We start from the raw sequence: 26,329 nt of genomic DNA, 5'->3' as shown, positions 1-26,329 counted from the left end.
TGGTTGCCGGGCCGTTCTGCCATGCCCGTGCAGGGGGTGACACCCCATGGCGCGCCCCATCACTGACAAAGACCGCACCGCGGTGCGCCGACTGCACGCCAAGGGCTTGACCCGCAACGACACCGCCCGCAAGATGGGTCGCTCGCCGTCGAGGGTGTCCAAGCTCGCCATCGAGGCCGGCCTCACATTCGACCGCGGGCCCGAGGTCATCGCCACCACCGAGGCGCGCCGTATCGACCTCGTCGCCGGCCGCACACAGCTCGCTCAGGACTTGCACGAGGGCGCCGAGAAGCTCCGCGCCCAACACACCGGTCCTTGCCGTCTGAGGCCGCATCAAGCGCTGAGGGCTGCCCGGGCTCGCGCCGTGCCGCCGCTTGCCGCAGCCCTCTGGTGCCGTTTGGTGACGGAAAAGACGCCTCACGCCCACGCATAGCCATCAGAATCGTGTGTCGCCATACCCACCAGACCCAGTGGCACTACGGGGGAATTCCATGCACCGATCCATCGCGTCCGCGGCCACAGCGGTCGTGCTAGCCGCCGCCCTTGTGGGCGGCGGGGGGTCGGACGGGGACGGTAGCAAGGCCGGGTCAACGAAGAGTGCCAGTTCCAGCGGCGCGGCGTCCGGCGGTCAGCAGACGCCGGACGTCACGCCCAGCAGCACAACGCCGAGTGGCGCGAAGGTCGGTGACACTCTCTCGCTGGAGGGCGTGCCCGGTATGGGCGCCACGGGCCACGTCCAGGCCGACGTCACGCTGACCAAGTACGAGGACAACGCCAAACCGTCGCTGGAGGCCTTCGCAGCCCCCGACGGGCAGCGCCTGGTCGCGGCCAAGTTCACGATTCTCAGCACCGGCGACGCCACGTACGACGATCCCGGCAACTTTGGAGGGAAGGTCATCGACTCGACCGGGAAGGTGTACACCGGTAAGCCCGGTAGCCCCACCGCCGGCGAGTCCTTGGACCTCACCCTGATCCTCCAGCCGGGCGACAAGGCCACCGGCTGGGTGATTTTCAATGTGCCGCAGGATGCGAAGATCGCGGCCGTGACGTACCAGATGGACTCGCTCCTGCAGACCAACGGAGAGCACACGGACAGGTGGACCCTCGCCGCCTGAGGTGTCGCTTCAGCAGCCAAGTCCTCACCGCCACCTGCACGTAGACGGAAAGGGCCGCGTGCCTCAGCTAGCCGTCGATGGGCGCTGGTTGGGTGTTCGTCGTACGGTCGGGTTGGGCGCTCCTGACAGGAACGGCGTTCTTTGGGTGGTCCCGCACGCGTGCTCCGTCGCACGCGTGCGGGACCACCGCTTTGAGCGGGCAGGGTGTTGAGCTTGGTGGCGGAGTGAGGTGGTCCTGCTCGCTGGCCTGGCGGGTGGCGGGTGGCGGGTGGCGGGTGGCGTGAACGGGACCAGGACGCTGGGCGTGCGGGGGAGCGTGCCGTCGGCGTCGACGTAGTTCTTGGCGAGGCGGTAACCGTGGCGTCGCGCTGGCTCCCATGCCGACCGGCGGGGCGTCTGCCTCCCGGCGCGCCGGGAAGCGGCGGCTGGGGAGGCTCCCTTCGCGGACCAGGACCAGTCCGTAAGGCCGGCGCCGCCGACCGGTCGTCGGCGTCCTCCCGGGCCTGCCGGGAAGGGACGGCCCGCAGCACGGGGCGCGAGGTCACCAGCGCTGTACCACGACGGCCAGTAATGCGCGCCCCCGTCTGCCGAGCCAGAGGGCCGTGGTCCGCTAGTGACGCAGAAGGCAGGGGCCGGGACGGTCCCGATGCCGCGGCTGCGGTCCCGTTCGTCCGCTCCGTTGTGCTCAGTCCAGTGACAGGGTGCCCTGATCGTCCTTGATCTTCACCTTGACCCAGGCGTGGCCGCTGCTGTTGCCGTCGCCGACGCCGACGACATTGCACTCGAACTCCCGGCCCGCCTCGACGGGGATGGAAGCGGGGCAGGCCACATCGTCGATGGTCGGGGGTTTCGCGAAGGAGTCGTCGGATTCGACGTTGTTGAGTACGGCCCGCGCCAACGCGTCCTGATCCAGGACGCGTTGCGGCTGCACGGCGGGACTCCCGGCCAGCAGCATGATGGTGACAGTGAGCGCACAACAGGCGATCACGGCCAGGGAGAACGCGATGGCGTTACGGGCGAAGCTGCGTTGATCAGTCACGCGGACAGTCCTATCCGGCTGTCCGTGCTCAGACAACCCCTGCGACGACAGCGTCGCCTTCGGTATCCGGGGTCCCATTCGGCAGGGCGGCAACCGGCCTGCCGTGCCAGTCCCGGTGGCATCAGCGAGCCGCTGATTCGTGGTCTGTTTTGTCAGCCATGCCCGCCGTGCCGACTGCGGCATGCCTGATCAGGATGCGGCCTTGGCCAGAGCAGAGTCGGCGCTTGCCTCACACCACTCCTCCGACACGAAGACCTCGTGCCCTACCGCGAAACGTGCCGCAGCCCCACCCCTGCTCTCGGTGGAAGTCCAGGGTTCCGGCCAGCGCGCGACAATGGAGACCTGAGGAAGAAGGTGTTCGCCATGCAGACACACCTCTCCTGGCACCTTGATCTGAGCATCGACGACAGCGGCTCCGAGACCGGAGCGGTCGCTCAGTTGAGGCTCCCCGACGCCACCGAAATGTCGGCCCGCGGGCATTCCAAGCGCCACCCGGACGACCCCGTGCAGACGCTCGTGGGCGAGGAACTCGCCACGGCCCGGGCCCTCAACGATCTTGCCCACCAGTTGCTTCGCAAGGCCGCCCACGAGATCGAGGAGAAGACGCACGCGCCGGCGCACCCGCACCTGTAACTCCGTCTCCACACAAAGGTCGTGCATGGGCCCTTCCGTGTCGGCGCGGGCGCCCGGGCAAGGCAGTCGACACGCCACACAAGGACGCCGACCAGCACGGCACCAGACGACACGCGGGGAGGCCGCGATGGAACTGGTACAGGACCGCCCCTATCGCTACCGCATCGAACGGCACGACTCGATGCGGGTACCCGGCGTAATTTTCGCCACCCCGGACCTGCTCGCCGACGCCGAGCAGTCCCTGCTGCAGGTCGTCAACGTGGCCGCCCTGCCCGGCATCGTCACCGCCTCGTACGCCATGCCGGACATCCACTGGGGCTACGGCTTCCCCATCGGCGGCGTCGCGGCAACCGATGTCGACGACGGCGGGGTCGTCTCGCCGGGGGGAGTCGGCTTCGACATCTCCTGCGGTGTGCGGCTGCTGGCGGCGGACTGCGACCAGCATGAACTTGAGCCCGCGCTGACTGCAGTGATGGACGGCCTGGACCGGGCCATCCCGCGCGGCGCAGGACCCGGCGGGGTGTGGCGGCCGAGCGGCCCCGTGGAGCTGGAGCGCATCCTTGAAGGCGGCTCCCGCTACGCAGTCGAACAGGGATACGGCGAGGAACGCGACCTGGTGCGCTGTGAGGACCGCGGTGCGGTCGCCGACGCCGACGTCGCCCACGTGGGCGTGCGGGCTCGGCAGCGGGGCCTGGGGCAGGTCGGCAGCCTGGGCTCCGCCAACCACTTCATGGAGGTGCAACAGGTCGCCGAGGTGTACGACGAACAGGCCGCAGCAGTCTTCGGATTCGCCGTCGGCCAGGTGTGCGTGATGATCCACTGCGGTTCGCGCGGGCTCGGACATCAGATCTGCACCGATCACGTCAAAGCGATGGACCAGGCCATGGCCCGCTACGGCATCACGGTGCCCGACCGCCAGTTGGCCTGCACGCCCGTGGACTCGCCCGAGGGGCGGGACTACCTGGGCGCGATGGCCGCAGCAGCCAACTACGGCCGCGCCAACCGCCAGTTGCTCACCGACGCGGCCCGCCGGGTCTTCCAACGCGCCGCCGGCATCCGGCTGTCCCTGGTCTACGACGTGTCCCACAACCTCGCCAAAATCGAGACCCACACCGTGGACGGGACACGGCGTCGACTGTGCGTGCACCGCAAGGGCGCCACCCGTTCCTTCCCGCCCGGACACCCGGATCTGCCGAAGGACCTGCGGGAGGCCGGGCAGCCGGTGCTGATCCCCGGCACCATGGGCACGGCGTCGTACGTGCTGGCCGGGGTACCCGGCGGCGACGCTTTCAGCTCCACCTGCCACGGCGCGGGCCGCACGATGAGCCGGCACCAAGCCGCCCGCACGATCACTGGCAGGCAACTGGGAGCACGCCTGGAACGGGATGGCATCATGGTGCGCCCGCGGTCGTGGCGCGGGCTGTCCGAAGAGACCCCGGAGGCGTACAAGGACGTGAGCGCGGTTGTCGCGGCGAGCGAGGCCGCAGGGCTGTGCCGCACGGTGGCCCGCCTGGTCCCGCTCGGTGTGGTCAAGGGCTGAGATCACCGCCCCGTCCCATCCCGTCCACATCTATCGGCCTCACACGTCGATCGTCGCCGCACAGGACCAGCCGTACGGATCCGGCCCGATACGCAACTGGTGCCACGTGACGCCCTTCGGCACGGCCCCGGAGATCTCCACATCCGCCAATTCGGCGAGTGCCAGCCGTACCTCCAGGCAGGCGTGGGAGGCGTCGGTCTCCACGTCCACGGGCACACGGCCCTGCACCTCCAGCCGGAAGATGACCTCTTCGAGGAGCGCCGCCAGCAGGTACTCGTCGGGGCACTCGCACAGTCGGAGCCGCTCCACGGTGGTCGCCCGAACCTCGGACACGTCGGCGAAGCACTCCACCATCCCCAGCACTGCCTCCGCCAAGCAATCCTCCCGGGTCGCGCCCCACGCCTCGATGCGCATGTCGGCAGTGTGCGGCACGCCGCGATGCCCGCTCGCTCCCTGGCCCCGCGCCCGCAACCCGTCGCCGGTGTCACCGACCATGCCCAACCGGGTGCCCGCACGCGCCACATCCACACGTACCGCAGGCTCGGTACAACTGGGCAGCGCAAAGTCGTGAGGTCCCCAAACTTGCCCCACTGGTCCCCCAGAACCTGTCGAAAACAAGGGTCTCCCTGGCCGCGCCTGGCCCACGGCAACACCCAGACGGTGCTGCTCGACCTCGACGAGGCGGGGGATGTTGGCCGCCTCTAGCCGAGCGGCAAGTTCACCTCGGGAAAAGACGCCGCAGCGCGGCTGGGCAACATGACGCAGCCCACCTGGGGCATCAAGCCCTACGCCGCGTTCCTGGGCGCGCTGCAACTGGCCGACGCCGTTCGGGTGGAGTCGAGGTAGCCAGGCTCGAGCCGGCAGACGGACCCGGGTCGCCGCCGCGCACGGGCCACACCTGAGGGCGGCGGCAGCCGTACAGCCACCCGACCTCAAAGGCTGCAGGGTATCCGTCCCGTTCGGCTCCTATGGTGGGTACATGAGAGCCATCGTCGTCGTGTACGAGGTCGACAAGCTGGCGCCGGCACATCCCTCCCCGGGGATAAGGGGCTGCGAGGAACGGCATGCCCGCAAGGTGCACGCAGCGCCGACCGCCCCCGGGGAGCCCGCCGCCGCGGGGCCGCGCACCCTGTGCGGGAAGGACACCTTCGCCATGGAAACGGGCCCCTCGACCGCCGAGGATGGAGGGACGACCTGGTATCCCGCGCCATACGCGTCTGTGGTCTGTCCGGACTGCGACGCCGTGATCGAGACTTGATGGGCATACTGACTGCCCTTCGGGGCACGGGGCGTCGGCCGCTGCGGGCAAGAAACTTCCCGACGACGGGGCGACCCAAACGGCCCAATGAGCCAGGGTCGACCACCATGGTGCTGCCCGCCGTCCCCCGACCCCCTCAGCGTCCCGTACGACCCGCAAAACCTCGGCTGTCAAGATCGACCTGGCACGTGGTTTCCACAAGCGTCAGGAAACTCGCAACCTCACCATCGACGGCTTTCTGACACGCGAGAGGCCCCCGGCCGGTCACCGCTGTCTCCGCTCAAGAACAAGCCTCCGTCGCCAACGACACCGGCAAAGTGGCTGTGTCGGTGAGACAGCAGTTGTTCGCCAGTTCTGATAGCACTTATCGATCTTTATACTCCAGCCGTAGATCGTTATGTGCCCTGGTCCTTGGGCTGTCTGCCACTGGCGGAAACTCAGGTGGCCTCAGCGCACGATCTGGGTAAAGTCGCGCAATGCCCGAGCTGAAGCGGCTGCATGCCGGCCACGCCCCGGCGGTCCTGGCCTTCGAGCTGGCGAACCGCACCTACTTCGCTGCCTCGATCTCCGACCGCGGCGACGACTTCTTCGACCAGTTCACCGACCGGTACAACGCCTCGCTGGCCGAGCAGGAGGCCGGCATCTGCGCCTTCTACGTGCTCCTCGCCGAGGACGGCTCGGTACTCGGCAGGTTCAACCTGTACGACTTGGAGGACGGCACTGCCAGACTCGGCTACCGGGTCGCGGAGCGGGCCGCCGGCCGCGGCGTGGCGACCGCGACCGTCCGGGAGCTGTGCCGGATGGCGACAGCGATGCACGGCCTGCGCACACTGCGGGCGGCCACCTCCCACGACAACGCCGCGTCCCAGAAAGTCTTGGCCAAGGCCGGGTTCGTCCCGGTTGGCCCTGCCACCCCGGCCGATCTCGGCGGCAAGTCAGGCACTTGGTACCAGCGCGACCTCCAGCCCCGGCAGCCGCCAGCTGCTGATCCGCCGCAACCGCACCACCGGTGAACTCGCCTACCACCGCTGCTTCTCACCCGACCCGGCGCCCCTGAACACCCTGGTCCGCGTCGCTGGATCAAGGCGGCGGGTGGAGGAGACCTTCCAGTCCGGAAAGGGCCTGGCCCGACTCGACGAGCACCAAGTCCGCCGCTACACCTCCTGGTCCCGCTGGGTCACCCGGGCCATGCTCGCTCACGCCTCGCCACCGCCCACATCACCGACCTGGCGGCAGACGCCCAGGCCATCACACTTCACGACCCCCGCCGACTTCGCCAGGGCTGTCTGACCCACCCCGTCCCGCCCTGGGCCCGGCCCCTCCTCACGGCCGCCGCGCACCTGCGGCAGCTCACCGCCGGCACCGACGGGCCGCTGTTCACCGACCCCCTCCACCGCTCCGGCTTGCCCTGTCTGACCGATTTCGCCGAGACCTGCAAGCTCCGCCCGCCCCAGCCGCCCCGCCAGGGGCGCCGCAGGAGCAACCGCCGCATGCCACCGCCCCAGACCGTGTGGCCCATCAGCAACGCCCACTACTACTACCCCTGGGCGGTCACTGAGATGACCTACGGCTGCCCCGCACCACCCCCACACGCCTGCGACGACAGCTCCGGCGATGACTCGGGGGGCGCCCGGCCCAGTGCGGGCCTGGCGAGAGGAAGGCACGGCTGCCGCCCGCGCCGGACATCAGGCGCGGTGGCCGGGCGGCTTCGGGCGGCCACCGCGCGGGCGGACACGGCGCGCACGGCCAGCGGCTGGACCCCCGCAGGAGAGGAAGCATCCGGCGGCATCGTTCGCAGACCGGCCTCCGCGTCGGAAGGACGCCATGGACTCCATCAACGCTCTGGGTGAGACATGCATCGAGGTTCTGGTGTGCGGTCCCGTCTGTTCCCGGCCGCCGGATCCGGTGCGTTGCGTACCAGGGGGCGAGGGCCGTGCACCGTGGTCCTGGACCGCGGCGACGACGTGCGGTTCACCCGGGCCGCCCTGGCGTCGCACGACCCGGGGGCCGGGCGCGTTGTGGTCCACCCCACCGTCACCTCCTCCGGCCGCCTTCTGTGGCACGACATGCTCCAGGCGCTCGGCTGCGGGCCCAGACACGCAGCGGCCGGCTGTGCGCATCCAGGCAAGAGCAGCGGCGCGCAGTCCGCGCCGCTCTGCAGAGCGCGCCGTGCTGCCAGGTGAACGTCCTGCGCGCTCACCGGATCGGGCTCGGCCTGTGGGCGGCCCTGGTCCACTTGCACCGCACCACCCGCGCGGATCTGGTCCTCGTGCACCACGCCGAACTGCCGGACGACCTTGCGCATCTGCTGCGCCACTGCGATCACCGCATCGTCGACACCTTTTCCGGGGTGGCGTGGCTGCACCCGCCGGCAGCAGCGTCCCCGAAATCCTGACCTGGGGGAGCGGCAGGGCCGCTTTGGCCTTCGCTAGATGTGCTGGGCGTCTTTGAGGGGCTCCCTGCCACACGTTGGCAATGAAACAACAATCTGTTGTTTCATTGCATGGTTGCGGTAGTGTGACCGCATGGCACGTGACGCTCACGACAAGGCCCGTCGGCGGCTGTCCGCACTCGCGGAGGACTCCACCGCTCATGGGGCCCCGGCGCGCCAGTTGGAGCAGGACGCCGCCTGGCTGGGGCGGCTACTGGCGGCTGCCGCCGACCATCAGCAAAGCGACGGACAGCGACCGGATGTGGCGCCAGGGGACATTGCTGCGGCGCTCGGTCTGTTCGAGGACATGCGTCTGTCGCTGGACCGGCTGGAGACCCAGGTGGTCATCGAGGCCAGGCGCCGGGGCATGGAGTGGCGGGAGATCGCCGGGCACCAGGGCCTGAACTCCTCGCAGGCCGCCTCACAGCGCTATCAGCGGCTGATGACCCGGCTCGAAGAGATCCGTCAGGGCGTCAGGTAGGAGAAGGGGACATACAGATGACGGATCAGCCCGCTGAACTGCTCGCCGCCGTCGACTCGCTGCTCGCTGCCGTCGATGACGGCACCGTGCTGCCCGCGCCCGCCGAACGGGTTCGGTTGCGCGAGGCTGCGGGGCTGACCGAGGCTGCTGTTGCCCAGGCACTGGGGGTCCGCGTGCCGAGCATCCAGGCCTGGGAGGCGGGCCGTGCCGAGCCGAAGGGGGAGCGCCTGGAGGCCTACCGCAGGCTGCTCGAGGGCCTCGCACACCGCTATCCCGCGCCACTGTCCAAGGGCCCTGTTGCCACGGTGGAGGAGCCGGCTCCGCCACAAGCAGGCCCGGCACCCGCGGCTGAGGCCCTGACTGCGTCCGAGAACACCCCGGCCGCCCCTGCTCTCGTTACTGCTGCTGCGGTGGCCGCGTCGCGTCCGGCGCGTACCACCAGGCCGTCGTCGACGTTGCGCCGCCCGGGCGCGAAGAAGGCCGCTACCGCCGGCACCTCGGCGGGCGTCGACGCGCGCTTCGAGAACGGGCCGCTCGCAGTCGTCGACGTCGAAGACGGCCAGGTCTTCGCGTACTGCGTCGGCGGCCTGGTCCTGGACGTGCCCGCCAAGTCCCTTCCGTCCCTGGTCGAGTGGACGCTGACGGAGGCGAGGCTCGGTCAGCCGAAGCTGTCCGGGCCGGGCAAGGACGCCGACCCGCTGATCGTGCTCACCGAGACTGCACTCGAGCGCTACGGGCTGCCGGCCCGCCTCACCGATGAGGAGCGCCTGGCCGGGCGGCTGCCCGAGGGGCACAAGGTCGCCAAGCAACTGGCCCGTCAGGAATGGAAGTTGACGAAGCGAGGGTTCGGGCCGTGGGCTCGGATCTACCGCCCCGCTCAGGGTTCGGAGCGGGCCTGCGTGCAGCTGTGCATCCCGTCGTGGGATGCACTCGACACCCGGCACTGGACCAATGCCGCCCAGCTCCCGCCCGCCGAACTCGCACGGCTCCTGGGCGTGTACGCGTCCCGAGTGATGACGCCGCGCGGTTCCACCGCGGTGACCGGCCTGGAGCTGATGACCGCGCTGCACCCGCCGACCCGCGCCAGCGCGCCGGACGGCAACGGCAAGCGCACCTCGGAGCACAACCCCGGCTCGCTGGGCAAGGACCCCATCGACTTGATGGACTGGCCGCCGTGCGAGGTTCCCGACGGTCACCCGGTGCTCAAGGACCTGCCGCGCTTCCACGTCCGCGGCCCAGACGAGAAGCTGTTCGAGGAGGCGTACGACTGGGCGCGGCCGCTCACCGACGACGAATGCATGCGCCGGAACCTGGTCGGCATCGACGTCAACATGGCCTTCGCCGCCGGCGCGAACGGCCTGCTGGTCGGCCTCGCCCAGGCACCAACGCACGTCAAGGCGCCGGTGTTCGACCCGAAGCTGCCCGGATCCTGGCTGGTCGACCTGTCCCACGTCGACCTGTCGCGGGTGAAGTCGGGCAAGGAGTGGGTGAAGCTCGACGGGGAACTGTTGCCAAGCCCGTTCACGCCGAAGGGCGAGCGGCCCGAGGGGCCGGCCTGGTACGCGACGCCGACCGTCGGCTACGCCCAGGAGCTGGGCTACGACGTGACGCCGACCGAGGCATGGGTGCGGTACGACAACGGCCGCTACCTGGACGGCTGGTACAACCGGCTGCGCGACGCCTACATCGCCACGATGGCCGACCTAGGAGTGGCCGCCGACCTGCCGCCCCAGGAGTTCCTGGCGGCGATGGACGGCTACCGGCAGCACGACCCCGAGCTGGCAGTCGTCGTGTCCGCGATCAAGGCGACCGTCAAGGGCGGGCTCGGCAAGCTGCGCGAGCGCCCGCGCGGCGAGGGCTGGAAGCCCGGCGAGCCGTGGCGCGCTCTGGCCCGGCCCACCTGGCGGCCGGACATCCGCGCCGCGATCATCTCCCGCACGCGCATCAACATGCACCGCAAGATCGTCAAGCACGCCGCCTTCACGGGGCAGTACCCGGTCGCGATCCTCTCCGACTGCGCCGTGTACGCGGCCGACGGCGCCAGCCCGCTGGACTTCCTGCCCTACCGGGAGGGCAAGCCGCTGCCGGGCGGCTTCAAGCTCGGGGTGAACCCCGGCCTGGTCAAGCACGAGGGCACGCAGTCCGTGCTGTGGGGCGAGGGGGTGCGGGAGCAGTTCAACGCCCCGGAGCTCAACTTGGCCCGGTACATCAAGGACGGCACCGTCACCGACCAGGACAGCGGGGAGTAGGCAGGCGATGAGCATGTTCGGGGACGGCCTGGACCAGGCGGTGCAGAAGGCGTTCACCCGCCCGATCCCGAAGTCGGCCGGCGTGCGGATGCGGTACCTGGTCAAGCAGCTGGGTGGCACCAAGCCGGTCGCCCAGATGCTGCGGATCTCTCAGCGCACCGTGGAACGGTACGTGAAGGACCAGATCAAAAAGCCCCGCCCGGACCTCGCCGCACGTCTGGAGCACGAGGTGAATAAGCGGTGGCAGCCGCAGATCCGGGCCAGGGCCAAGGCCAAGGCGGCGGCCACGGACGGCATCGTCATCGACACCCGCGCCCGCCTCGGCTACACCGCGCCGATCGGGTCCACGGACCAGGACCGCATCCGGCACTTGACCATCGCCCTGCCACCCGTCTACGCCGCCCGCCTCTTCGAGGCTCAGGAGGCCGGTGCCGGCGACGCCCGGCTCCAGGAGATCGCGGCCGAAGCGCTCAGGGAGGTCTACTTCCAGGACGGCGGCCGCCGCGCCGGCAGTCTGGAAGAGGTCCGGTTCACGGACATCGAGCACCTCGAGTTCGACCTCTAGCAGCCGCACCCCGACCAGCCCGCGAGCCCCGGACCGATGCGGTCCGGGGCTCGCTCGCATATCCGCGGGGGTCGGATGTTCCTGCACGCGATGTCGTGCCCAATGAGGCCGCCGCGCACGGGTCACCACGGCGGCGAGGCCAGGTCTGCGGCGCGGTGAAAAGCCCACGGCTGCCGCTCAGCGGGGCAGCCTCCAGCGGGTGAACACGCATGGGTCGGGGCCGGCATGAACTCCGAAGGGAGCTCGATCCGCTCGAGAAGGAATCCCTCGCCGGGGACGTGCACGGTGTATCCGCAGCCCTTGTAGAAGGCGCCCAGGTCCCGGTCGGTCTCGAAGGACCCGTACAGCAGGAAGTAGTCAAGCTGGTCGTAGACCTGCCAGGCCCGCTTCAGCCTCGCGCAGACGTTTTGGACAGTACGGAATTTCTCTGGCAACGTCGCCTGTCCGATCCCCGATGACACCGGAAGGCGGTGCGGAACATGACCGAGGTGAGCACGCGCAGCGTCCGGGACGCCGCTGTCGCCGCGCACCTGCGCAGGACGACCACCCTCGACGTGCCCGAGGAGTTCGAGACGTGGTCCGTCGCGGACCTGGCGGACTGGCTCCACGACACGGAGGACGACCCGCAGGTGTCCGACGAGGACTTCTACCAGGCCCGCAAGGCGGTACAGATGCTGGGAGTCGAGGACGTCTGACCGGTGGGCAGGTCCCGCGGCCTCGCGCGGACATGCAGCATTCGCACGGTCCAGTCGGCGCCCGGGTGCTGCTCGTGCAGCAAAGCCCGGCCTCCCTGTGCAACGGGCGGTTCGTTACGCGATACGCGGCGTGCATCCCGTAACCGCACTCGTCACAGGCCAGCGGTGCGGGCGGCCAGGCCCAGTCAGCCCCAGATCTGCGGTTGCCCAAAGTGGCTCCGTTACTCTCTCGACTCGCATCGCGGAGGCGGCCCGCATCTCGCCAAGAACCCCTTCGCGTTTGACGACGCCCTCGGCAGCTGATCGCGAATGGCGACCCAGTCGGCGCGGGGGCTGGCAGCGGCCTTCAGCATCACGAGGGGCCCAGCCGTCAAGCTGGGTGCGCCGGTGACAGCCTGTACCGTGCGTCAGATCTGGTCCGCGAGGCGCACGTAGTCGTAGTAGAGAGGGTCCCCGTCCTCGTCCACCGGGTACTCGTGGCTGCTCTGGTTGGCGAGGACGATCTTCAGCTCCGGCAGCTCGTCGAAACCGAGGTCGTTCTCGGTGATCTCGTGGCCCCGCTCCGCGAACAGCTCGAAGAGGTCCACACTCGGGGTGCGGAAGACGTCGAGACCGTCGAGGGGCGCTCGTACGTCGGCGTCCTCGTCGAGGAACCGGAACAGCTCCACGCCGCTCAGCGCGCCCTTGGTGAAGCCGAGCATCACGTTCAGGCCGGACGCGTCGTGCTTGAGCAGGATCTGCCCGGGCTCCGGATCACTGGAGGCGACCCGCAGCAGCCCCCACGCCTGGACCGCGTCGCGCGTCTCCTGCGCCGACATGCAGAGTCGCAGCGGCCCGACACCGACCAGCGGCAGTAGTTCCAGTTCCATGTTCCGTCCTTCGCCTTTCTCGATGCCCTAGTGACGTGCCGGGGACCTCATGCGAGAAGAGCGGCCTTGTCGATTTTCCATCCTCGCGTCTTGAGCATGTCCTGGAGGGGCTTGTTGTCATCCAGGCTGGGGACTGCTGAGCGATCGCTACGCCACGATGGGTGATCCAGCGGCCAACCTGACACCACGGGGACTGGCTCATCGAACGCCGTGACGAGGACATCGATGCCGGCCTGGCTCGCCTGATCTCAGCCCTCGCCCAGGGCACCGCCCTGCCCTCGACGGGTTGGCGGACGTATTGCCGGCCCGGCTGCCAGTCGCCAGCGAGGCCCGCGACGACATCGCTTTGGTCGTCATTCGCCTGTGACGCTGCGAGACCCGAGGTGCGACGCCGGTGCAGCTCAGAGCCATCGGCGGCTTTTCTGCGAGCGGCACACCATGGCCGCGTCGCCGTCGTGCATGGTGGCAGCCACTCCTGCTGTCCCTGCGCTGTTGCGAAGGGAAGCGGCCCTGCGTTGGAATCAAGTGTGAGGCTCTTCGGCGGTGCGGTGTCGGCTGGTCTTCCCGCTCCGGGCACAGGGTCCGGCCGGAAGGGGCTCAAGAACGATGCCCTGGGCATGTTCTCCTCGGTCGTCATGGGCCTGGCCTCCACCGGCCCGGCGTTCAGCCTCGCCGCCACGCTGGGCATCATCGTGGCCGGAGTCGGATTGCAGGCTCCGATCGTCACCATGCTGGCTTTCGTCCCGATGCTGCTGGTCGCGTACGCTTTCCGGGAGCTCAACGCGAGCAACGCCGACTGCGGGACCACCTTCACCTGGGCCACCCGCGCCTTCGGACCGCGTACCGGCTGGATGGGCGGCTGGGGTCTCATCGTCGCCAACATCATCGTCATGGCTAGCCTCGCGCAGATCGCTGCTGCCTACGGCTTCCGGTTGATGGGCCTGGACGCACTGGCGGAAAACCGGCTGTGGACCACCGCGGCAGGCGTCGTCTGGATCGCGGTGCTGACAGTGATCTGCTACGTCGGCATCTCGTTCTCGGCGGCTGTACAGCGCTGGCTGCTGTGCCTGGAAGTGGTGATGCTGATCCTGCTCGCCGTCGCCGCGCTGGTCAGGGTGTACACCAGCCCTCCGCCGACGGCGATCCATGTGTCCGCGTCCTGGTTCAACCCCTTCGCGGTGCCCTCGGTGACGGCCATGACCTCGGGCATCCTCGCGGGGGTCTTCATCTACTGGGGCTGGGACACCGCGTTCTCGGTCAACGAGGAAACCGTCGACAGCACGCGCATCCCGGGCCGTGCCGCGGTCTTGTCCACCGTGCTGCTCCTGGTCATGTACGGGCTGGTGTCCACGTCGGCTCAGGCGTTCGCGGGAGTCGGCACCTCGGGCATCGGACTCGGCAACGCGGACAACGCGGACGATGTGTTCTCCGGGCTGGGTGAGGCCGTGTTCGGGAGCCACGGCACGGGGCTGTTCCTGTCGAGACTGCTGATCCTGATGGTGCTGACCTCCGCGTTGGCCTCCGCCCAGACCACCATCCTGCCCCTGGCCAGGACCGTCTTCTCCATGGCGGTCCACAAGGCCGTCCCCTCTCGGTTCGCCCGGGTCCACCGCAGGTTTCTCACCCCCACCTGGGGGACCATCGGCATGGGAGCGGCCTCGATCGCCCTGTTCGTCCTGCTGACCTCGCTCAGCCAGAACGTCCTGGCCGACTCGATCGACTCGGTCGGTCTCGCGATCGCGTTCCAGTACGGACTGACCGGCTTCGCCTGCGTCTGGTACCACCGCAAGATCCTCACCCGCAGCGTCAAGGATCTGGTCTTCAAAGGCGTGCTACCGGGGCTCGGCGCGCTGTTCATGCTCTTGCTGTTCCTCTACGCCACCTTCGTCGTCTACGCGGACCCCCGGTACGGCACGACCGCCGTCGACCTGCCGCTGATCGGCAGGACGGGCGGGGTCACCGTCCTGGGCCTGGGCGCCCTGCTGATCGGTTTCCTGCTGATGCCGGTAGTCACCCGTGGCCACAGCGTGGCCCTCAAGCTCCAGCGGAGCCTGCTTCCACGCCGCCTGCCGCCGCACGCCGCCGTCGACTCGGCGAGCCGCTACCTGCCCGCCGACAGCGGGTCCGGGGTGGGCGGCGACTGGTACGACATCATCCCTCTCTCCGGTACCCGGGTCGGCCTGGTCATCGGGGATGTGCTCGGTCACGGCATGCACGCCGCGGCCACCATGGGACGCCTGCGCACGGGGGTGCGCGTCCTGGCCCGCCTCGACCTGAGCCCGGACGAGCTCCTGTCCCGCCTGGCCGACCTGGTCGAGCAGACCACGCACGAGGGCGAAACCGGCCGCGGCCCGGGCCACCTGAAAGCGCACGCCGACGCGGCTCTGGGCGTGAGCTGCCTGTACGCGGTGTACGACCCCGTCTCGGGGGAGTGCAGCATGGCGCGAGCCGGGGAGCCGGTGCCGGCGCTCGTCGAACCGCACACGGGCGTCGTCGACTATCCCCAGCTGCCGCCAGGACCGCCGCTGGGAATCGGCGGCCTGCCCTACCAGAGCACGGAACTGGAGCTCGCGCCGGGCACTGTTGTCGCCCTCTTCACGGACGGCCTCCTCCAGGCGGCCAACGACCGCGAAGCCGGGCTCGCGCAGCTCTCACAGGTCCTCTCCGACGACCGAAGATCCCTGGAAGAACTGTGCGACCGGGCGGTGGCCACCATGCTGCCCGGGGCGGTGGACGTGGACGCGACGATGCTCCTGGTCCGCACGCGCCTGCTCGCCCAAAATCGGCTCGCCCAATGGGCAATGGCCCCGGACCCGGCGGCCGTGGCCACCATCCGCTCCGCCGTCGGGAAGCAACTCGGCGACTGGGGACTGGACGACGTGGCGTTCACCACGGAGCTCATCGTCAGCGAACTGGTCACCAACGCCATCCGCTACGCAGGTGGCGGCCCGATCCAGGTGCGCCTGATCCGCGACCGGACCCTGACCTGCGAGGTGTCCGACACCGGCCACACCGCGCCCAATCTGCGGCACGCCGCGAGCGACGACGAGGGAGGCCGGGGCCTGTTCATCATCGCCCAGATGACCCACCACTGGGGCACGCGCTACACGTCCACCGGCAAGACCATCTGGACCGAGCAGGACCTGCCGCAGCCGGACCGCCAGTAGCACCGAGGGGTCGGCGAAGAGGTCACGGTCGAGCTTGAGGTACGAGCCGGCCGGGCCGGCCCAGTACTGGCTCCAGCCGGTCATCGACTGGACCAGGTCGCCGACCTCGAGGTCGGGGCTGTCGGATCGGATGACGGTGCCGATGGCGGCCACCCCTACCCGCTGCCCCGGCTGCCAGGCCGACACCGGGATGGTGCAGTCGGCCCGCATCAGCTCCAGGTACGTCGCGGCGAGCCCGACCTGGTGGCTGATCAGCTGGAGCCAAACCTCTTGCCAAGCAGAAACTTTAGTGTGAATCATTTCAGCGGTTAGATAGATGCTGGCCGAGGTTCCAGGTCGGTCCCAGAGCTCGACGCGCTCCGCGCGGCAACGACCGAGAGTGTGCAAACCGGTTGGGCGCGGCCGGGTCCGCGCCCTGAGCCGCCGCTCGCGCCTGCAGTGACGCCGACTGACCGCCCCCGGACTGATCGAGGTCCGGGGGCGGTCCGCGTGCGCGGGGTGGGAACGGGGAGCTCGTGAGGAGAGGACATTCATGCTTGAGGCGCTGGGTCTGAGCACGGCCGAGTCGCAGGTGTACCAACTGCTGGTGGGGTCCGGGCGCTGCCCGGTGGGCCGGCTGGAGCAGCGGGCCGGCCTGGCCGGGGCCCAGCTCGAACAGGCGGTCGCGGCACTGGCCGTGAAGGGGCTGGTCACCCTCACCGACGACCTGCCCGCGCAGCTGATTCCCGCCCCGCCGGACATCGCCGGGGAGACGCTGTTGCTGGCGCGCATGAACGAACTGCAGTCCGCCAAAGGCGTTCTGCAGCGACTCACCAAGGAGTACCGCGAGGCGCTCCGGCCGGCAGCCCTGGAGGAGATCGCCGAAATCGTGCCGGCCGAGGCGTTGGCGCAGCGGTACGAGCAGCTCCAGCTCCGCGCCCGCCGGGAAGTACTGCGCTTCGACGCCCCGCCCTATCTGCTGATCGAGGAGTTCAACGTCGCGGAGCTGGAGCAACTGGCAGCGGGGGTGCGCTTCCGGACGGTGTACGACCGGGCCGCGATCGAGGGGTACGCGGTGCAGTTGGAGATCCGCCGGTACATGGACGCAGGTGAACAGGCCCGCGTGCTGGCCAGACTCCCGGTCAAGTTGATCATCGTAGACCGGTCCACGGCCATGCTCGCGGTGCGGACGGACGACGGGCGGCCACCGGGCGCCGTCGTGCAGATCCACCAAGGCCCCCTGCTCGACGCTCTCGTCGCACTGTTCGAGCTGATGTGGGTCACCGCGCTCCCCCTGGATCCGTCAACCGGCGAGACGCACCGCGGCGAACTCTCCGGCTCGGACACCCATCTGCTACTCCTGCTCCTGTCCGGTCTCACCGACGACGCGATCGCCCGCCTCATGGGGATCGGCAAGCGGACCGTCAACCGCCGGGTACGCGGCCTGATGGATCTGGCGGGCGCTTCGAGCCGGATGCAACGCGGGTGGCACGCCTGCGAACGCGGCTGGGTCACGGCCGGGGACCTGGACGGGCTGCAGCCGCCGGGCATCGGCCAGGACACATAGGGCCGCATCGGCGGCCCGGCGCCGCCCACGTCGCAGACCCACGTGGCGGGTGTGCGCCATGTGGCGCGTATCCGCCACACCACCTCTGGAAGACGCACCGGCCGGAGAGCTAGGTTCCGAGCGGCGCGCGGAGTCGGCCGGACGTTCGGTCGGTCCCCCTCGGTATCAATTGCCCCGCAGCGCCCACCAGTTGAGCGTGAAAGGACAACCGATGCACAAGGCCCGCCTCAGACGGGGGCGCACCGCCCTCGTCAGCGGGATCGCGGTGACAGTCGCCCTGTCACTGACGAACCAGCTCGGAACCGCGACAGCCGCCATGCCCTCGGCGCCTGTCGACCTGAGCAGCCGCCCGACGCTGCACAAGCAGACGGCGGCGGCGGCGGTGACTCTGATCACCGGCGACACGGTCTCGCTGACCACCGAGCCCGACGGCAGGCAGGCGGCCTCCGTCATCTCCGGGGCGGGGACGTCCAAGACGTTCGAAACCGTCAGCGGACAGAACGGCGACCTGTACGTCTACCCGGACGACACCACGGCCGCGGTCGCCTCGGGCACGGTGGACCGTGAACTGTTCAACGTCAGCCGGATGGTCCGGGACGGGTACGGCGACGCGAAGACCGACGAGGTCCCCGCCATCGTCGACTTCCAGGGGAAACCGACCGCCGCTGCCCTGACGCAGAAGACCGAGGACCTGCCGGGCAGCGACAACGAGCGGGTCATGCCCCGACTGGGGCTGTCCGCGGTGCATGTCGACAAGCACCGCGCGAAGGGCTTCTGGCAGGCCGTCAAGCCCGTCCAGGCACGCAGCAGAGGCGCCCAGGCCGCCACGGTCCCCGGCACTGCCGGGGTCTCCAAGCTGTGGTACGACGGCAAGGTAAAGGCCGCACTGGACAAGAGCGTGCCGCAGATCGGCGCTCCGCAGGCATGGGCCAAGGGGTACGACGGCAAGGGCGTGAAGGTCGCCGTGCTGGACACCGGTGCCGACCTGAACAACGCCGACATCAAGTCCGAGATCGTCCAGAGCCAGAGCTTCGTCAACGGCCAGACGGTCCAGGACGGTCACGGTCACGGCACCCACGTCGCATCCACCATCGCGGGCAGTGGCGCCAACTCCGACGGCAAGTACAAGGGCGTCGCCCCCGGCGCCGACCTGCTCATCGGCAAGGTGCTCGCCAACAGCGGGCAGGGCCTGGACTCCGGCATCCTGGCCGGCATGGACTGGGCGGTCGAGCAGGGCGCCGACGTCGTCAGCATGAGCCTCGGCGGCCCCGACACCCCCGGCGAGGACGCTCTGACCAACGCGGTCAACTCGCTCAGCGCGTCCTCGGGCACCCTCTTCGTCATCGCGGCAGGCAACGACGGCAGGAAGGGCGAGGCGACAATCGGCACCCCCGGCGCCGCCGACGCGGCCCTCACCGTCGGCGCCGTCGACAAGTCCGACGCACTCGCCGACTTCTCCAGCCGCGGCCCGCGCCTCGGCGACATGGCGATCAAGCCGGAGATCACCGCCCCGGGCGTGGACATCGTCGCCGCCCGCGCGGCCGGCACCACCATGGGCACCCCCGTGGACGCCAACTACACCTCGGCCAACGGCACCTCGATGGCCACCCCGCATGTGGCCGGCTCCGCCGCGATCCTCAAGCAGCGCCACCCCGACTGGACCGGTCAGCGCATCAAGGACGCGCTGACCGCGCACGCCAAGTCTGCCGCCGACCAGACCGTCTACCAGCAGGGCTACGGCCGGGTCGACATCCCCGCCGCCCTCGACCCGTCGCTGGAGCTGTCCGGCACCGCCGACTTCCGCGTCATACCGTGGCAGAAGGGCACCTACCCCACGCGCAGCCGCACCCTGACGCTGCACAACAACGCCGCGACCGACACCGTGGTGACCGTGACGGCCGCCGCCGAGGACGCGAGCGGCACCGCGGTCCCGGCGGGCACGCTGTCGCTGTCGGGAGCGGGCCTCTCCGCCGGCCGGGTCACCGTCCCGGCCGGCGGCACGGCCGAGGTCACCGTCACGCTCGACAACAACGGCCTGAAGACCGGCCAGTACGGCGGATCGGTCACCGCCACCTCCGACAGCGGCGAGTCGGTGCACGCAGCGCTCGGCTTCGTCACCTCTGTCGAGCAGCACGATGTCACGCTGAAGGTCACGGACCGCTTCGGGAAAACCCCCAGTGCGCTCAGGTTCACCCTGCACGGGATGGACAACCACTTCTGGCAGAGCCAGACCATGTACGCCAACGGCACCGCCACCCTGTCGGTGCCGCTCGGCAAGTACTCCATCGAGGGCTCGGTCTACTCGGCGGCACCCACCGGCGGCGCGGTCTCCTACGCGGCCGACCTGTTCACCGTGCCCAACATCGAGGTGAGCGACCGGGACCAGACCTTCACCGTCGACGGCACCACCGCCACCGACCTCAGCGTGAAGATCAAGGGTGAGAAGCGGCCACTGGAGAACGGCCAGGTGACCACGTTCGTCGTCCGTGACCCCGGCACCGCAGGCGGTTACTCGAGCTTCGCCGGTATCGGCAACCTGCTCAACCTCGCCGACACCAGGCAAGGCGCCATCCCCAGTGCCGGCGCCACCACCGGCGCGCTGCGCCTGGAGACCTCCCTGGCCCGGCGCGAACCGCTGGTCCAGCTGGAGGTGACGGCCCCCGGGCACGTGACCATCCCGCTGAAGTCCTCGGTGAACGCGAAGCGCTTCGAGGGCACCAAGCGCACCGAGCTGGTCGACCTCGGCGCCGGCTCCGAGCAGGACTTCGCCGCTGCCGACGTCAAGGGCAAGACCGTTCTGGTCTCCGTGGCCGATGTCAGCAAGGCCGACGACCAGGCCACCAGGGCCGCGGCTGCCGGAGCCGTCGCAATGATCGTGGCCCCTGCCGACCCCGGGCCGAGCGGAAGTGGCGTCCCCGCCGGACAGACCATCCCGGTCGCCCTCGCCACGTACGACAACGCCGCAACCCTCAAGGGCTTGCTGGCCAAGCACAAGGTCCGGATCGCCCTGAAGGGCGTCCTGGAGTCGGGCTACACCTACAACCCGCACTTCACCGACGACCGGATCCCCGCCGATCTGGCCAAGACCGTCGACGTCAAGGAATTCGCCAAGGTCACCAATACGTTCCACTCCGACGGCGCCCGGCGCCTGGGCGCCGAGTTCATGAACGTCTGGGGCCCGCTGCAGGTGAGCACCGGCTCCGTCGCCCAGCCCCTCTACCAGGGCACCACCCGCGACGACTACTTCCTCGCGGGCACCGGGGTGACGTACCAGCCGAGCGTGTCGGCCAACTTCAACTCCTCGATCTGGCAGATGAACGGTCAGCGCGCCACCTACCTCACCCCGGGCAAGGCCTACACCCGGAGCTGGTTCGATGCGCCGATGCGCCTGTCCCAGTACGAGTTCGGGCCGTGTGCGTTCTGCCGCGCCGACGTCTGGCAGAAGCTGCCCGGCAGCAACGGTGCCGACAACGATCCCACCCACACCCTGTCGGGCCTGACCGGCACCTGGAGTTACTACCTCAACGGGAAGCCGATCACCGGCTTCGCCCAGCTGGCGCAGGAGAAGGCGGACTACCGGTACGTCCTCGACCAGAAGCTGACCACCGACGTCCCGGGCGTCACCCTGGGCCGCCAGATGCGCACGGAGTGGAACTTCAGCCAGGCAGCACCGACCACCATGGCCATCAAGGACTGCGACACGGCGTTCATCCCCACGCCCAAGGTCTGTGAGTCCATGCCGGTGATCCTGCTCGACTACGACCTGCCGCTGAACGTGCTCAACCAGGCACGGGCCGGACTGCCGTACACCTTCACCGTGGACGCGGGTCGCCCCAAGGGCTGGACCGGCTCCACCGCGATGGCCGGCGCCAAGGTCTCCGTCTCGTACGACGACGGCGCCACCTGGAAGGAGGCGAAGGTGCTCCGGAAGGACAGCAACTCCTTCCAGGCCCTGCTGCGGCACCCGAAGCTCGCGGACACCAACGGATACGTGACCCTCAAGACCGAGTCCTGGGACGCGGGCGGCAGCCGCACGACCCAGACCATCACCCGGGCATACGCCCTCAAGTGAGGCGCTGAGCACCTCGTACGACAGAGCGGCCCCCGCCGGGTGGTGACATCCGGCGGGGGCCGCTTTCCGGCGCGAGACTTTCGCGCACCGGACGGCGACTTGGACACGCAACCCGGCCGGCTGGTCCGAAGAGATACAGGGGCCAGAAGTCCGGCTCCGCCATTCGGGCGGCTAGATCGTCGTCAAGGGGCATGCGGCCACGCTATTGCTAGGTCAGAAGTCTGCAGAAGCTGATGCTGAGGTCACGAAGCAACACGATCGTTTCGATCCGCAGAGTGACCCAACTCAGCGCGCACTCCCGGAGTCGACGGGGCGGTCGTGGTCGACGAACGGCAACGAGGTCAACTCCTGCGAGAGTTGACCGAGGAGCCGCGGTTTAGGCCACTACCGGTGCGGCGAGTGCACATCCCGAAGGCGAACGGCAAGAAGCGACCGCTAGGCATCCCCACGATTCGGGACCGAGTGGAGCAGGCCAGGGTGAAAAGCGCCCTGGAGCCGGAATGGGAGGCACGCTTCGAAGGGCGAAGCTACGGTTTCCGACCCGGACGAGGGTGCCATGACGCGATCGGCGCGATCTTCCAGACACTGGCCCGCAAGGGCGCCAAGAAGGTCTGGATCCTGGATGCTGACCTGTCCAGCGCGTTCGACCGCATCGACCATGACCGCTTACTGGATGCCATCGGCGACTTCCCGGCCTGCCGGGAAGTCAGAGGATGGCTGAAGGCCGGGGTGATGGAGAACGGCAGGTTCGCCCCTACCACGGAGGGAACGCCGCAAGGCGGGGTAATCAGCCCTCTGCTGCTCAACATCGCACTCCATGGCATGGAAATCGCTGCCGGATACGACCCGAGCCTCACGCAACTGCAGAGGTCACGGAGGAATATCCCGACGCTGATCCGCTACGCCGATGACTTCGTCGTCATGTGCGCGACGGAGGCGGAAGCGTGGCAAATCAAGGAGAAGCTCATCGCCTGGCTGGAGCCGAGAGGGCTGACCTTCAACGACGAAAAGACCCATGTGGTCCACGCGTAGGAGGGTTTCGACTTCCTCGGATTCAACGTCAGGAGGTACGGCGAGAAGATGGGACTCCTGCGGTTGGCTGTCTTCGCTCATGCGTCGAGCTTCCCTACAGGACCTGAACACCTGGCGGATTGCAGGTCTCATCGACCGGCCGCGTCCCTCCTTCAGCCGAGGCGACGTCCAGGGGATTGGACCTCCTCACGACAGTGCGATCCGGAAGGCTTCGTGCATGAGCGCGCCGTCCTCGACTCCAGCGCCGGGAAAGCACCAGAGAATCTCGCCGTTGCGGGAGTCGTTCTGCGAGCGACGTCCGCCTACGCAGCCGCTGAGCTCCGTGATAGACCCTGGGGCGTTACGAGGTGGAGCACGATGGTTAGTGAGGTCAAGTGCTAGAGCGACGACCGCGGTTGAGGGTCCGGCAAGTCACTCCGCGCCCCCCTATGGCTGTCACCAACCGGATACGTGGGTCGGGCCGCATCGCTCGCCTCAGGCGCTGGTATCAGCGCTCCGACTGGGCCAGACACACAGCCGTGCTTGCGGCTGTTGTGGCCGCAGTCAGCCTGGCGATCACCGCTTGGGGGACCTACAAGTCCGCTCAGGTCGCGGACGATCAACTCGCTCAGTCCAAGGAGGACGCCGAGAAGGACGAACGGAGCCAGGCCGCCCGCCTTTCAATGTGGGGAAATATCAAGGTCTCGGTTGTTGCGAACCGTTCCCTAGACCCGGTGTGGGCAGCCTTCTTCCTGAACGACAAGCAACGGCGAGAGAAGCATGACAACTCGGTCACGTACGTCTTTGTTGGGGTTCTGCCGCCCTGCACGGCCGTCAGCGTGCCGAAGGCCGTCACCTTCGCCCAGGCGACGAGCTTCGCCGCGTCCCCTGGGCCCCACACGGGTTGGATCTTTCAGGGACTGCACTTCATGGATAACAACGGCCAAGCATGGGTGCGATGGAACGGCGGCGAACTGACCAAGACCGCGGGCCCGCCCTCGAAGAAGGTCATCCTGCAACAGAAGGAGGGGGGCCTGATGGCTGATGATCGGGCGAAGCTGAGTCACCTCTCGGAGTGCGGCAAGTCAGACTGAGATCCAAGATCGTTCTTGCACAATTGTGCAAGAACACCGGGTCAGCTCCCAGGTACTCGCGCGTGCCGTGGCGCCTCCGCCCCCTTCTCGAGGACGTCGGTGTACTCGTGCAGCACCGCCAGCACTGACACCTCATCGTCTCCGGCGACCTTGTGTACGGGGCTGGTTGGCGACAGGGAGATGTCTTCGCCCTGGTGGAGCTCCACGAGAGTTGCGGCGCGGTACGACCCGATCGCCGGGCGGTCGGTCCGCCCGGTGATCGGCACTGCGTAGGTCGCACCGTCATCGAATGCGCCGGTGACGGTGAACGGCACTTCTGCCTCCTTATCGAGTGGACATCAGGCCAAGGAGCGACGCCCGGAGGTCGTCGTCTATCAGCGAGCGTCGCGGCCACAGCGTCGGGAACTGCCGCCCCCTTGACGTGGCTCAGGAGGCGGGCGGATGCCAGGAGCGCCCCGACTGTCGCGCCGTCCCTGTCCTGGGCAACCAGCGGCAGCGACAGTGCAATGGCGGCGTCTAGCATCTTCCCGTCTGCGGCTGCGCGGACCAGGGGCTGCGTCAAGGTGTTGCTGCCAGCTGCAGGGCTTCCAGCAGCCACGCACCACAGCGGCCCGCCTCCACCTCGTCAACATGTTCCTTTTCGATGTCGCTAAGGCCAGCAGCTCACCGAACCGGGCGCCGTCCTCGGGACGTGCCAGCCGCACGCCCGGGTAAGCCGTCGATCAGCCGATGCCTGGGCAGCTCCACTGAACGAACTGGACGGGCCCGAACGACTCCTGCGGCGTGACGCCGCGATCCGCTTGGTCCAGATGGCTCGTGGCGGATCACGAACCGGCGCGGCTCGGTACCTCGGCATTCCGCCAGGGACTCTGCAGTCCACCACCCTCCGGATCCGCACTTGGCAGAATCAGCCCGGCAATGCCCAGGCGTACCAGGAAGCGCTTGGGCGCATCGCCGAGATCGCCGCAGCGGCCGGCATCGAGGCACCCTCTGCTTCTGCAGACAGTTGACGCGTGTTGGACCTGCGACTGATGACTGGCGTCCAGGACACACTTCCATTCGTCGACTCGACCGAGATCCCTACCGCCTCAGAGTGGTGTCAGCGATGGAACGGCCGACGGCACTCCTTTCACCACGTTAGTGAGGGCGGGTTTGATGCCCGGCGGTGCGCGGTCGAGATGCTGCCAGAGAAGGCGGCGAACGCCGTGATCATGCTGGGAAACCTGATCAAGATGATCCTGTCCGCCCTCGCCGAGAAGATCGCCGAGGGCGGACAGGATGCTCTGCTGGCCGAACACGCCAATCTCAACGCCCGCTGATCGTTCAGCGGCTGCTCGGACACCTGCACGCCAGTTCCACGATGCGGTCTCTGCGCTACATCCGGCGGACGAACCTGCTGGTTGCGAGGGCGATTGCGGGGTGAAGCGACCAGAACAAGTCCTACGCCGACTACGCGAGCCGTCTGGCAGAACGGCAGGCGGTCTGATGCCCAGACGAGGAGAACGCGGGTCCCGGCAGGCGGCGAAGTCGCTTGAGCGGGGCGGGCAGGTGTCCTGGATCGAGACGCGTGAGCTGATCTACACCAATCCCAAGGGCACGGCCATGCGGCGCGTGATCCGCCCTGGGAACTATCGGTGCTCGCAGTTGGTCGCCTAGTTGGTGCACGCCTGGATCGCCCACCACCGGGCTACGGCCTTGACGAACAGCCAGACCCAAACGCGCGTGACCAGGCTGCTTGCCGAGTTCACCGGCGGCTGCCTGGCGGCCCGGGGGCTGGAGGCGGCCGAAGCACGACTGGACGGAGCGGTCATCGACCTGACGGAAGTGATCTTCGCCTTCGAGAAGGACGTGCAGGACCGCTACCCCACCGGCTCGCCAACGGGCTCAATTGGCGAGTTTTTTTTGGGTGATCCGTCAACCGTTTGCTCAGGCGGGAAGTTCGGTGATGCTGAGGGCGAAGTCCAAGTTCCCCACGCCGTGGTTGGCGAGGCCCACCGTGACCACGCCCGCTCCTTCCAGCCAGTGCGCCATTGTCAGGCCGCCGACGTCCAGCGGGCGCAGCCCGAGGCTTTCGATGAACGCTTCCACACTTGCCTTGGCTTGCGCATTGTCGCCGGCGATGAAGACGTCGGGCCGGCCCTTCTCCAGGACGTGGCGGAAGATGGTGTTGAACGCCTTCACCACGCTGGCGCCGGCTGGGGCGGCCTTGGCGACTTCCTGCGCGATCGAGGTCTCCTCGCGGTGGGCTAGCCCGTCGAACGTGGAGTTGAAGGGGTTGCTGATGTCGACGATGACCTTGCCCGCGAGAGCGTCTCCGTACTGGGCGATGGCCGGCACGACGCCGTCGTACAGCAGGGCCACGATGACGATGTCCCCGGCCGGGGCGGTGCCCCATTCTCCCGTCGTGGCGCCGCCGCCGAGAGCCTTGGCCAGGTCAGTGGCCTTGGACTGATCGCGGCCCATGACTTCGACGGTGTTGCCGCCCGCTATCGCCCGCGTTCCGATGGTGCGGGCCATGTTCCCGGTGCCGATGATGCTGATGTTGCTCATGAGATGTCCTGCCC

Annotated in this window: 23 protein-coding genes and 2 pseudogenes; 19 read left to right on the top strand and 6 right to left on the bottom strand. The window is 68.8% G+C overall.

The window, feature by feature from the left end:
* The first annotated feature begins 46 nt into the window (after positions 1–46).
* Together OHA58_RS00905 and OHA58_RS00900 are read left to right on the top strand one after the other, a co-directional pair.
* Positions 47–433: a hypothetical protein gene (locus tag OHA58_RS00905; RefSeq protein WP_405475262.1), complete on the top strand. Its 387-nt coding sequence runs from the start codon at positions 47–49 to the stop codon at positions 431–433.
* Between the two features lie 58 nt (positions 434–491).
* Entirely contained in the window at positions 492–1,115 is a 624-nt protein-coding gene (locus OHA58_RS00900; RefSeq protein ID WP_405475259.1) for a hypothetical protein, read from the top strand.
* 685 nt (positions 1,116–1,800) lie between these two features.
* On the opposite strand, the gene OHA58_RS00895 is transcribed toward OHA58_RS00900, so the two are convergent.
* Positions 1,801–2,154 (bottom strand): DUF4333 domain-containing protein, encoded by a 354-nt coding sequence (locus OHA58_RS00895; protein WP_405475257.1) that lies wholly within the window; start codon positions 2,152–2,154, stop codon positions 1,801–1,803.
* Between the two features lie 363 nt (positions 2,155–2,517).
* On the opposite strand from OHA58_RS00895, the gene OHA58_RS00890 reads away from it, so the two are divergent.
* Positions 2,518–2,787, top strand: a complete 270-nt coding sequence (locus OHA58_RS00890; protein WP_405475255.1) for a DUF1876 domain-containing protein — start codon at positions 2,518–2,520, stop codon at positions 2,785–2,787.
* A 127-nt stretch (positions 2,788–2,914) separates the two neighbouring features.
* Positions 2,915–4,327: an RtcB family protein gene (locus OHA58_RS00885; protein WP_405475252.1), complete on the top strand. Its 1,413-nt coding sequence runs from the start codon at positions 2,915–2,917 to the stop codon at positions 4,325–4,327.
* 39 nt (positions 4,328–4,366) lie between these two features.
* On the opposite strand, the gene OHA58_RS00880 is transcribed toward OHA58_RS00885, so the two are convergent.
* A complete protein-coding gene (locus tag OHA58_RS00880) occupies positions 4,367–4,822 on the bottom strand; it encodes an archease (protein ID WP_405475249.1) in 456 nt (151 codons plus the stop codon).
* Positions 4,823–5,306: 484 nt separating this feature from the next.
* On the opposite strand from OHA58_RS00880, the gene OHA58_RS00875 reads away from it, so the two are divergent.
* The 7 genes and pseudogenes from OHA58_RS00875 to tpg all read left to right on the top strand — a co-directional run bounded on the left by OHA58_RS00875 (position 5,307) and on the right by tpg (position 11,311).
* A complete protein-coding gene (locus OHA58_RS00875; RefSeq protein WP_405475246.1) occupies positions 5,307–5,585 on the top strand; it encodes a hypothetical protein in 279 nt (92 codons plus the stop codon).
* Positions 5,586–6,061: 476 nt separating this feature from the next.
* Entirely contained in the window at positions 6,062–6,598 is a 537-nt protein-coding gene (locus OHA58_RS00870; RefSeq protein ID WP_405475243.1) for a GNAT family N-acetyltransferase, read from the top strand.
* Positions 6,552–6,788, top strand: a pseudogene (locus tag OHA58_RS00865) (IS701 family transposase); the annotation flags it as partial. The gene OHA58_RS00870 and the pseudogene OHA58_RS00865, both read left to right, overlap by 47 nt.
* Positions 6,789–7,764: 976 nt before the next feature.
* A complete protein-coding gene (locus OHA58_RS00860; RefSeq protein ID WP_405475240.1) occupies positions 7,765–7,980 on the top strand; it encodes a hypothetical protein in 216 nt (71 codons plus the stop codon).
* A 130-nt stretch (positions 7,981–8,110) separates the two neighbouring features.
* A complete protein-coding gene (locus OHA58_RS00855) occupies positions 8,111–8,497 on the top strand; it encodes a hypothetical protein (protein ID WP_405475239.1) in 387 nt (128 codons plus the stop codon).
* Between the two features lie 17 nt (positions 8,498–8,514).
* The gene (gene tap / locus OHA58_RS00850) at positions 8,515–10,746 is read left to right on the top strand and encodes a telomere-associated protein Tap (RefSeq protein ID WP_405475236.1); all 2,232 of its coding nucleotides are present in this window, start codon (positions 8,515–8,517) and stop codon (positions 10,744–10,746) included.
* A 7-nt stretch (positions 10,747–10,753) separates the two neighbouring features.
* Positions 10,754–11,311, top strand: coding sequence for a telomere-protecting terminal protein Tpg (tpg, locus tag OHA58_RS00845; protein ID WP_405475233.1), 558 nt, complete (start codon positions 10,754–10,756; stop codon positions 11,309–11,311).
* 122 nt (positions 11,312–11,433) lie between these two features.
* Here the strand turns inward: tpg and OHA58_RS00840 are convergent, their stop codons facing one another.
* Positions 11,434–11,745: a hypothetical protein gene (locus OHA58_RS00840; protein WP_405475230.1), complete on the bottom strand. Its 312-nt coding sequence runs from the start codon at positions 11,743–11,745 to the stop codon at positions 11,434–11,436.
* Between the two features lie 45 nt (positions 11,746–11,790).
* Between OHA58_RS00840 and OHA58_RS00835 the strand changes: the two genes are divergently transcribed.
* Positions 11,791–12,006, top strand: a complete 216-nt coding sequence (locus OHA58_RS00835; protein ID WP_329580175.1) for a hypothetical protein — start codon at positions 11,791–11,793, stop codon at positions 12,004–12,006.
* Between the two features lie 407 nt (positions 12,007–12,413).
* Here the strand turns inward: OHA58_RS00835 and OHA58_RS00830 are convergent, their stop codons facing one another.
* The gene (locus tag OHA58_RS00830) at positions 12,414–12,875 is read right to left on the bottom strand and encodes a hypothetical protein (RefSeq protein WP_405475227.1); all 462 of its coding nucleotides are present in this window, start codon (positions 12,873–12,875) and stop codon (positions 12,414–12,416) included.
* A 617-nt stretch (positions 12,876–13,492) separates the two neighbouring features.
* Between OHA58_RS00830 and OHA58_RS00825 the strand changes: the two genes are divergently transcribed.
* From OHA58_RS00825 to OHA58_RS00805, 5 genes and pseudogenes are all read left to right on the top strand, one after another.
* Positions 13,493–16,042 carry an amino acid permease gene (locus OHA58_RS00825; protein ID WP_405475225.1) on the top strand — a complete coding sequence of 850 codons (2,550 nt, stop codon included), beginning with the start codon at positions 13,493–13,495 and terminating at the stop codon, positions 16,040–16,042.
* Positions 16,043–16,574: 532 nt separating this feature from the next.
* Complete coding sequence (locus tag OHA58_RS00820) at positions 16,575–17,588, top strand: helix-turn-helix transcriptional regulator (protein ID WP_405475223.1); 1,014 nt, start codon at positions 16,575–16,577, stop codon at positions 17,586–17,588.
* Between the two features lie 211 nt (positions 17,589–17,799).
* The gene (locus tag OHA58_RS00815) at positions 17,800–21,660 is read left to right on the top strand and encodes a S8 family peptidase (protein ID WP_405475220.1); all 3,861 of its coding nucleotides are present in this window, start codon (positions 17,800–17,802) and stop codon (positions 21,658–21,660) included.
* Between the two features lie 233 nt (positions 21,661–21,893).
* A pseudogene (locus OHA58_RS00810) lies at positions 21,894–22,689 on the top strand (reverse transcriptase domain-containing protein); the annotation flags it as partial.
* A gap of 431 nt (positions 22,690–23,120) precedes the next feature.
* The gene (locus tag OHA58_RS00805; protein ID WP_405475218.1) at positions 23,121–23,765 is read left to right on the top strand and encodes a hypothetical protein; all 645 of its coding nucleotides are present in this window, start codon (positions 23,121–23,123) and stop codon (positions 23,763–23,765) included.
* A gap of 41 nt (positions 23,766–23,806) precedes the next feature.
* Here OHA58_RS00805 and OHA58_RS00800 read toward each other — a convergent pair whose 3' ends face one another.
* Entirely contained in the window at positions 23,807–24,079 is a 273-nt protein-coding gene (locus OHA58_RS00800) for a hypothetical protein (RefSeq protein ID WP_405475217.1), read from the bottom strand.
* Positions 24,080–24,943: 864 nt separating this feature from the next.
* On the opposite strand from OHA58_RS00800, the gene OHA58_RS00795 reads away from it, so the two are divergent.
* Entirely contained in the window at positions 24,944–25,084 is a 141-nt protein-coding gene (locus OHA58_RS00795; protein ID WP_405475214.1) for a hypothetical protein, read from the top strand.
* Positions 25,085–25,250: 166 nt separating this feature from the next.
* Entirely contained in the window at positions 25,251–25,421 is a 171-nt protein-coding gene (locus OHA58_RS00790; protein WP_405475211.1) for a hypothetical protein, read from the top strand.
* A 270-nt stretch (positions 25,422–25,691) separates the two neighbouring features.
* On the opposite strand, the gene OHA58_RS00785 is transcribed toward OHA58_RS00790, so the two are convergent.
* Positions 25,692–26,315: an NADPH-dependent F420 reductase gene (locus OHA58_RS00785; RefSeq protein WP_405475209.1), complete on the bottom strand. Its 624-nt coding sequence runs from the start codon at positions 26,313–26,315 to the stop codon at positions 25,692–25,694.
* Positions 26,316–26,329: the final 14 nt, after the last annotated feature.

This window comes from Streptomyces sp. NBC_00009 (assembly GCF_045040855.1).
Taxonomy (GTDB): domain Bacteria; phylum Actinomycetota; class Actinomycetes; order Streptomycetales; family Streptomycetaceae; genus Streptomyces; species Streptomyces aureus.
Note: the sequence above shows the minus strand (reverse complement) of the source record. Positions and strands in the feature narration are given on the sequence as shown.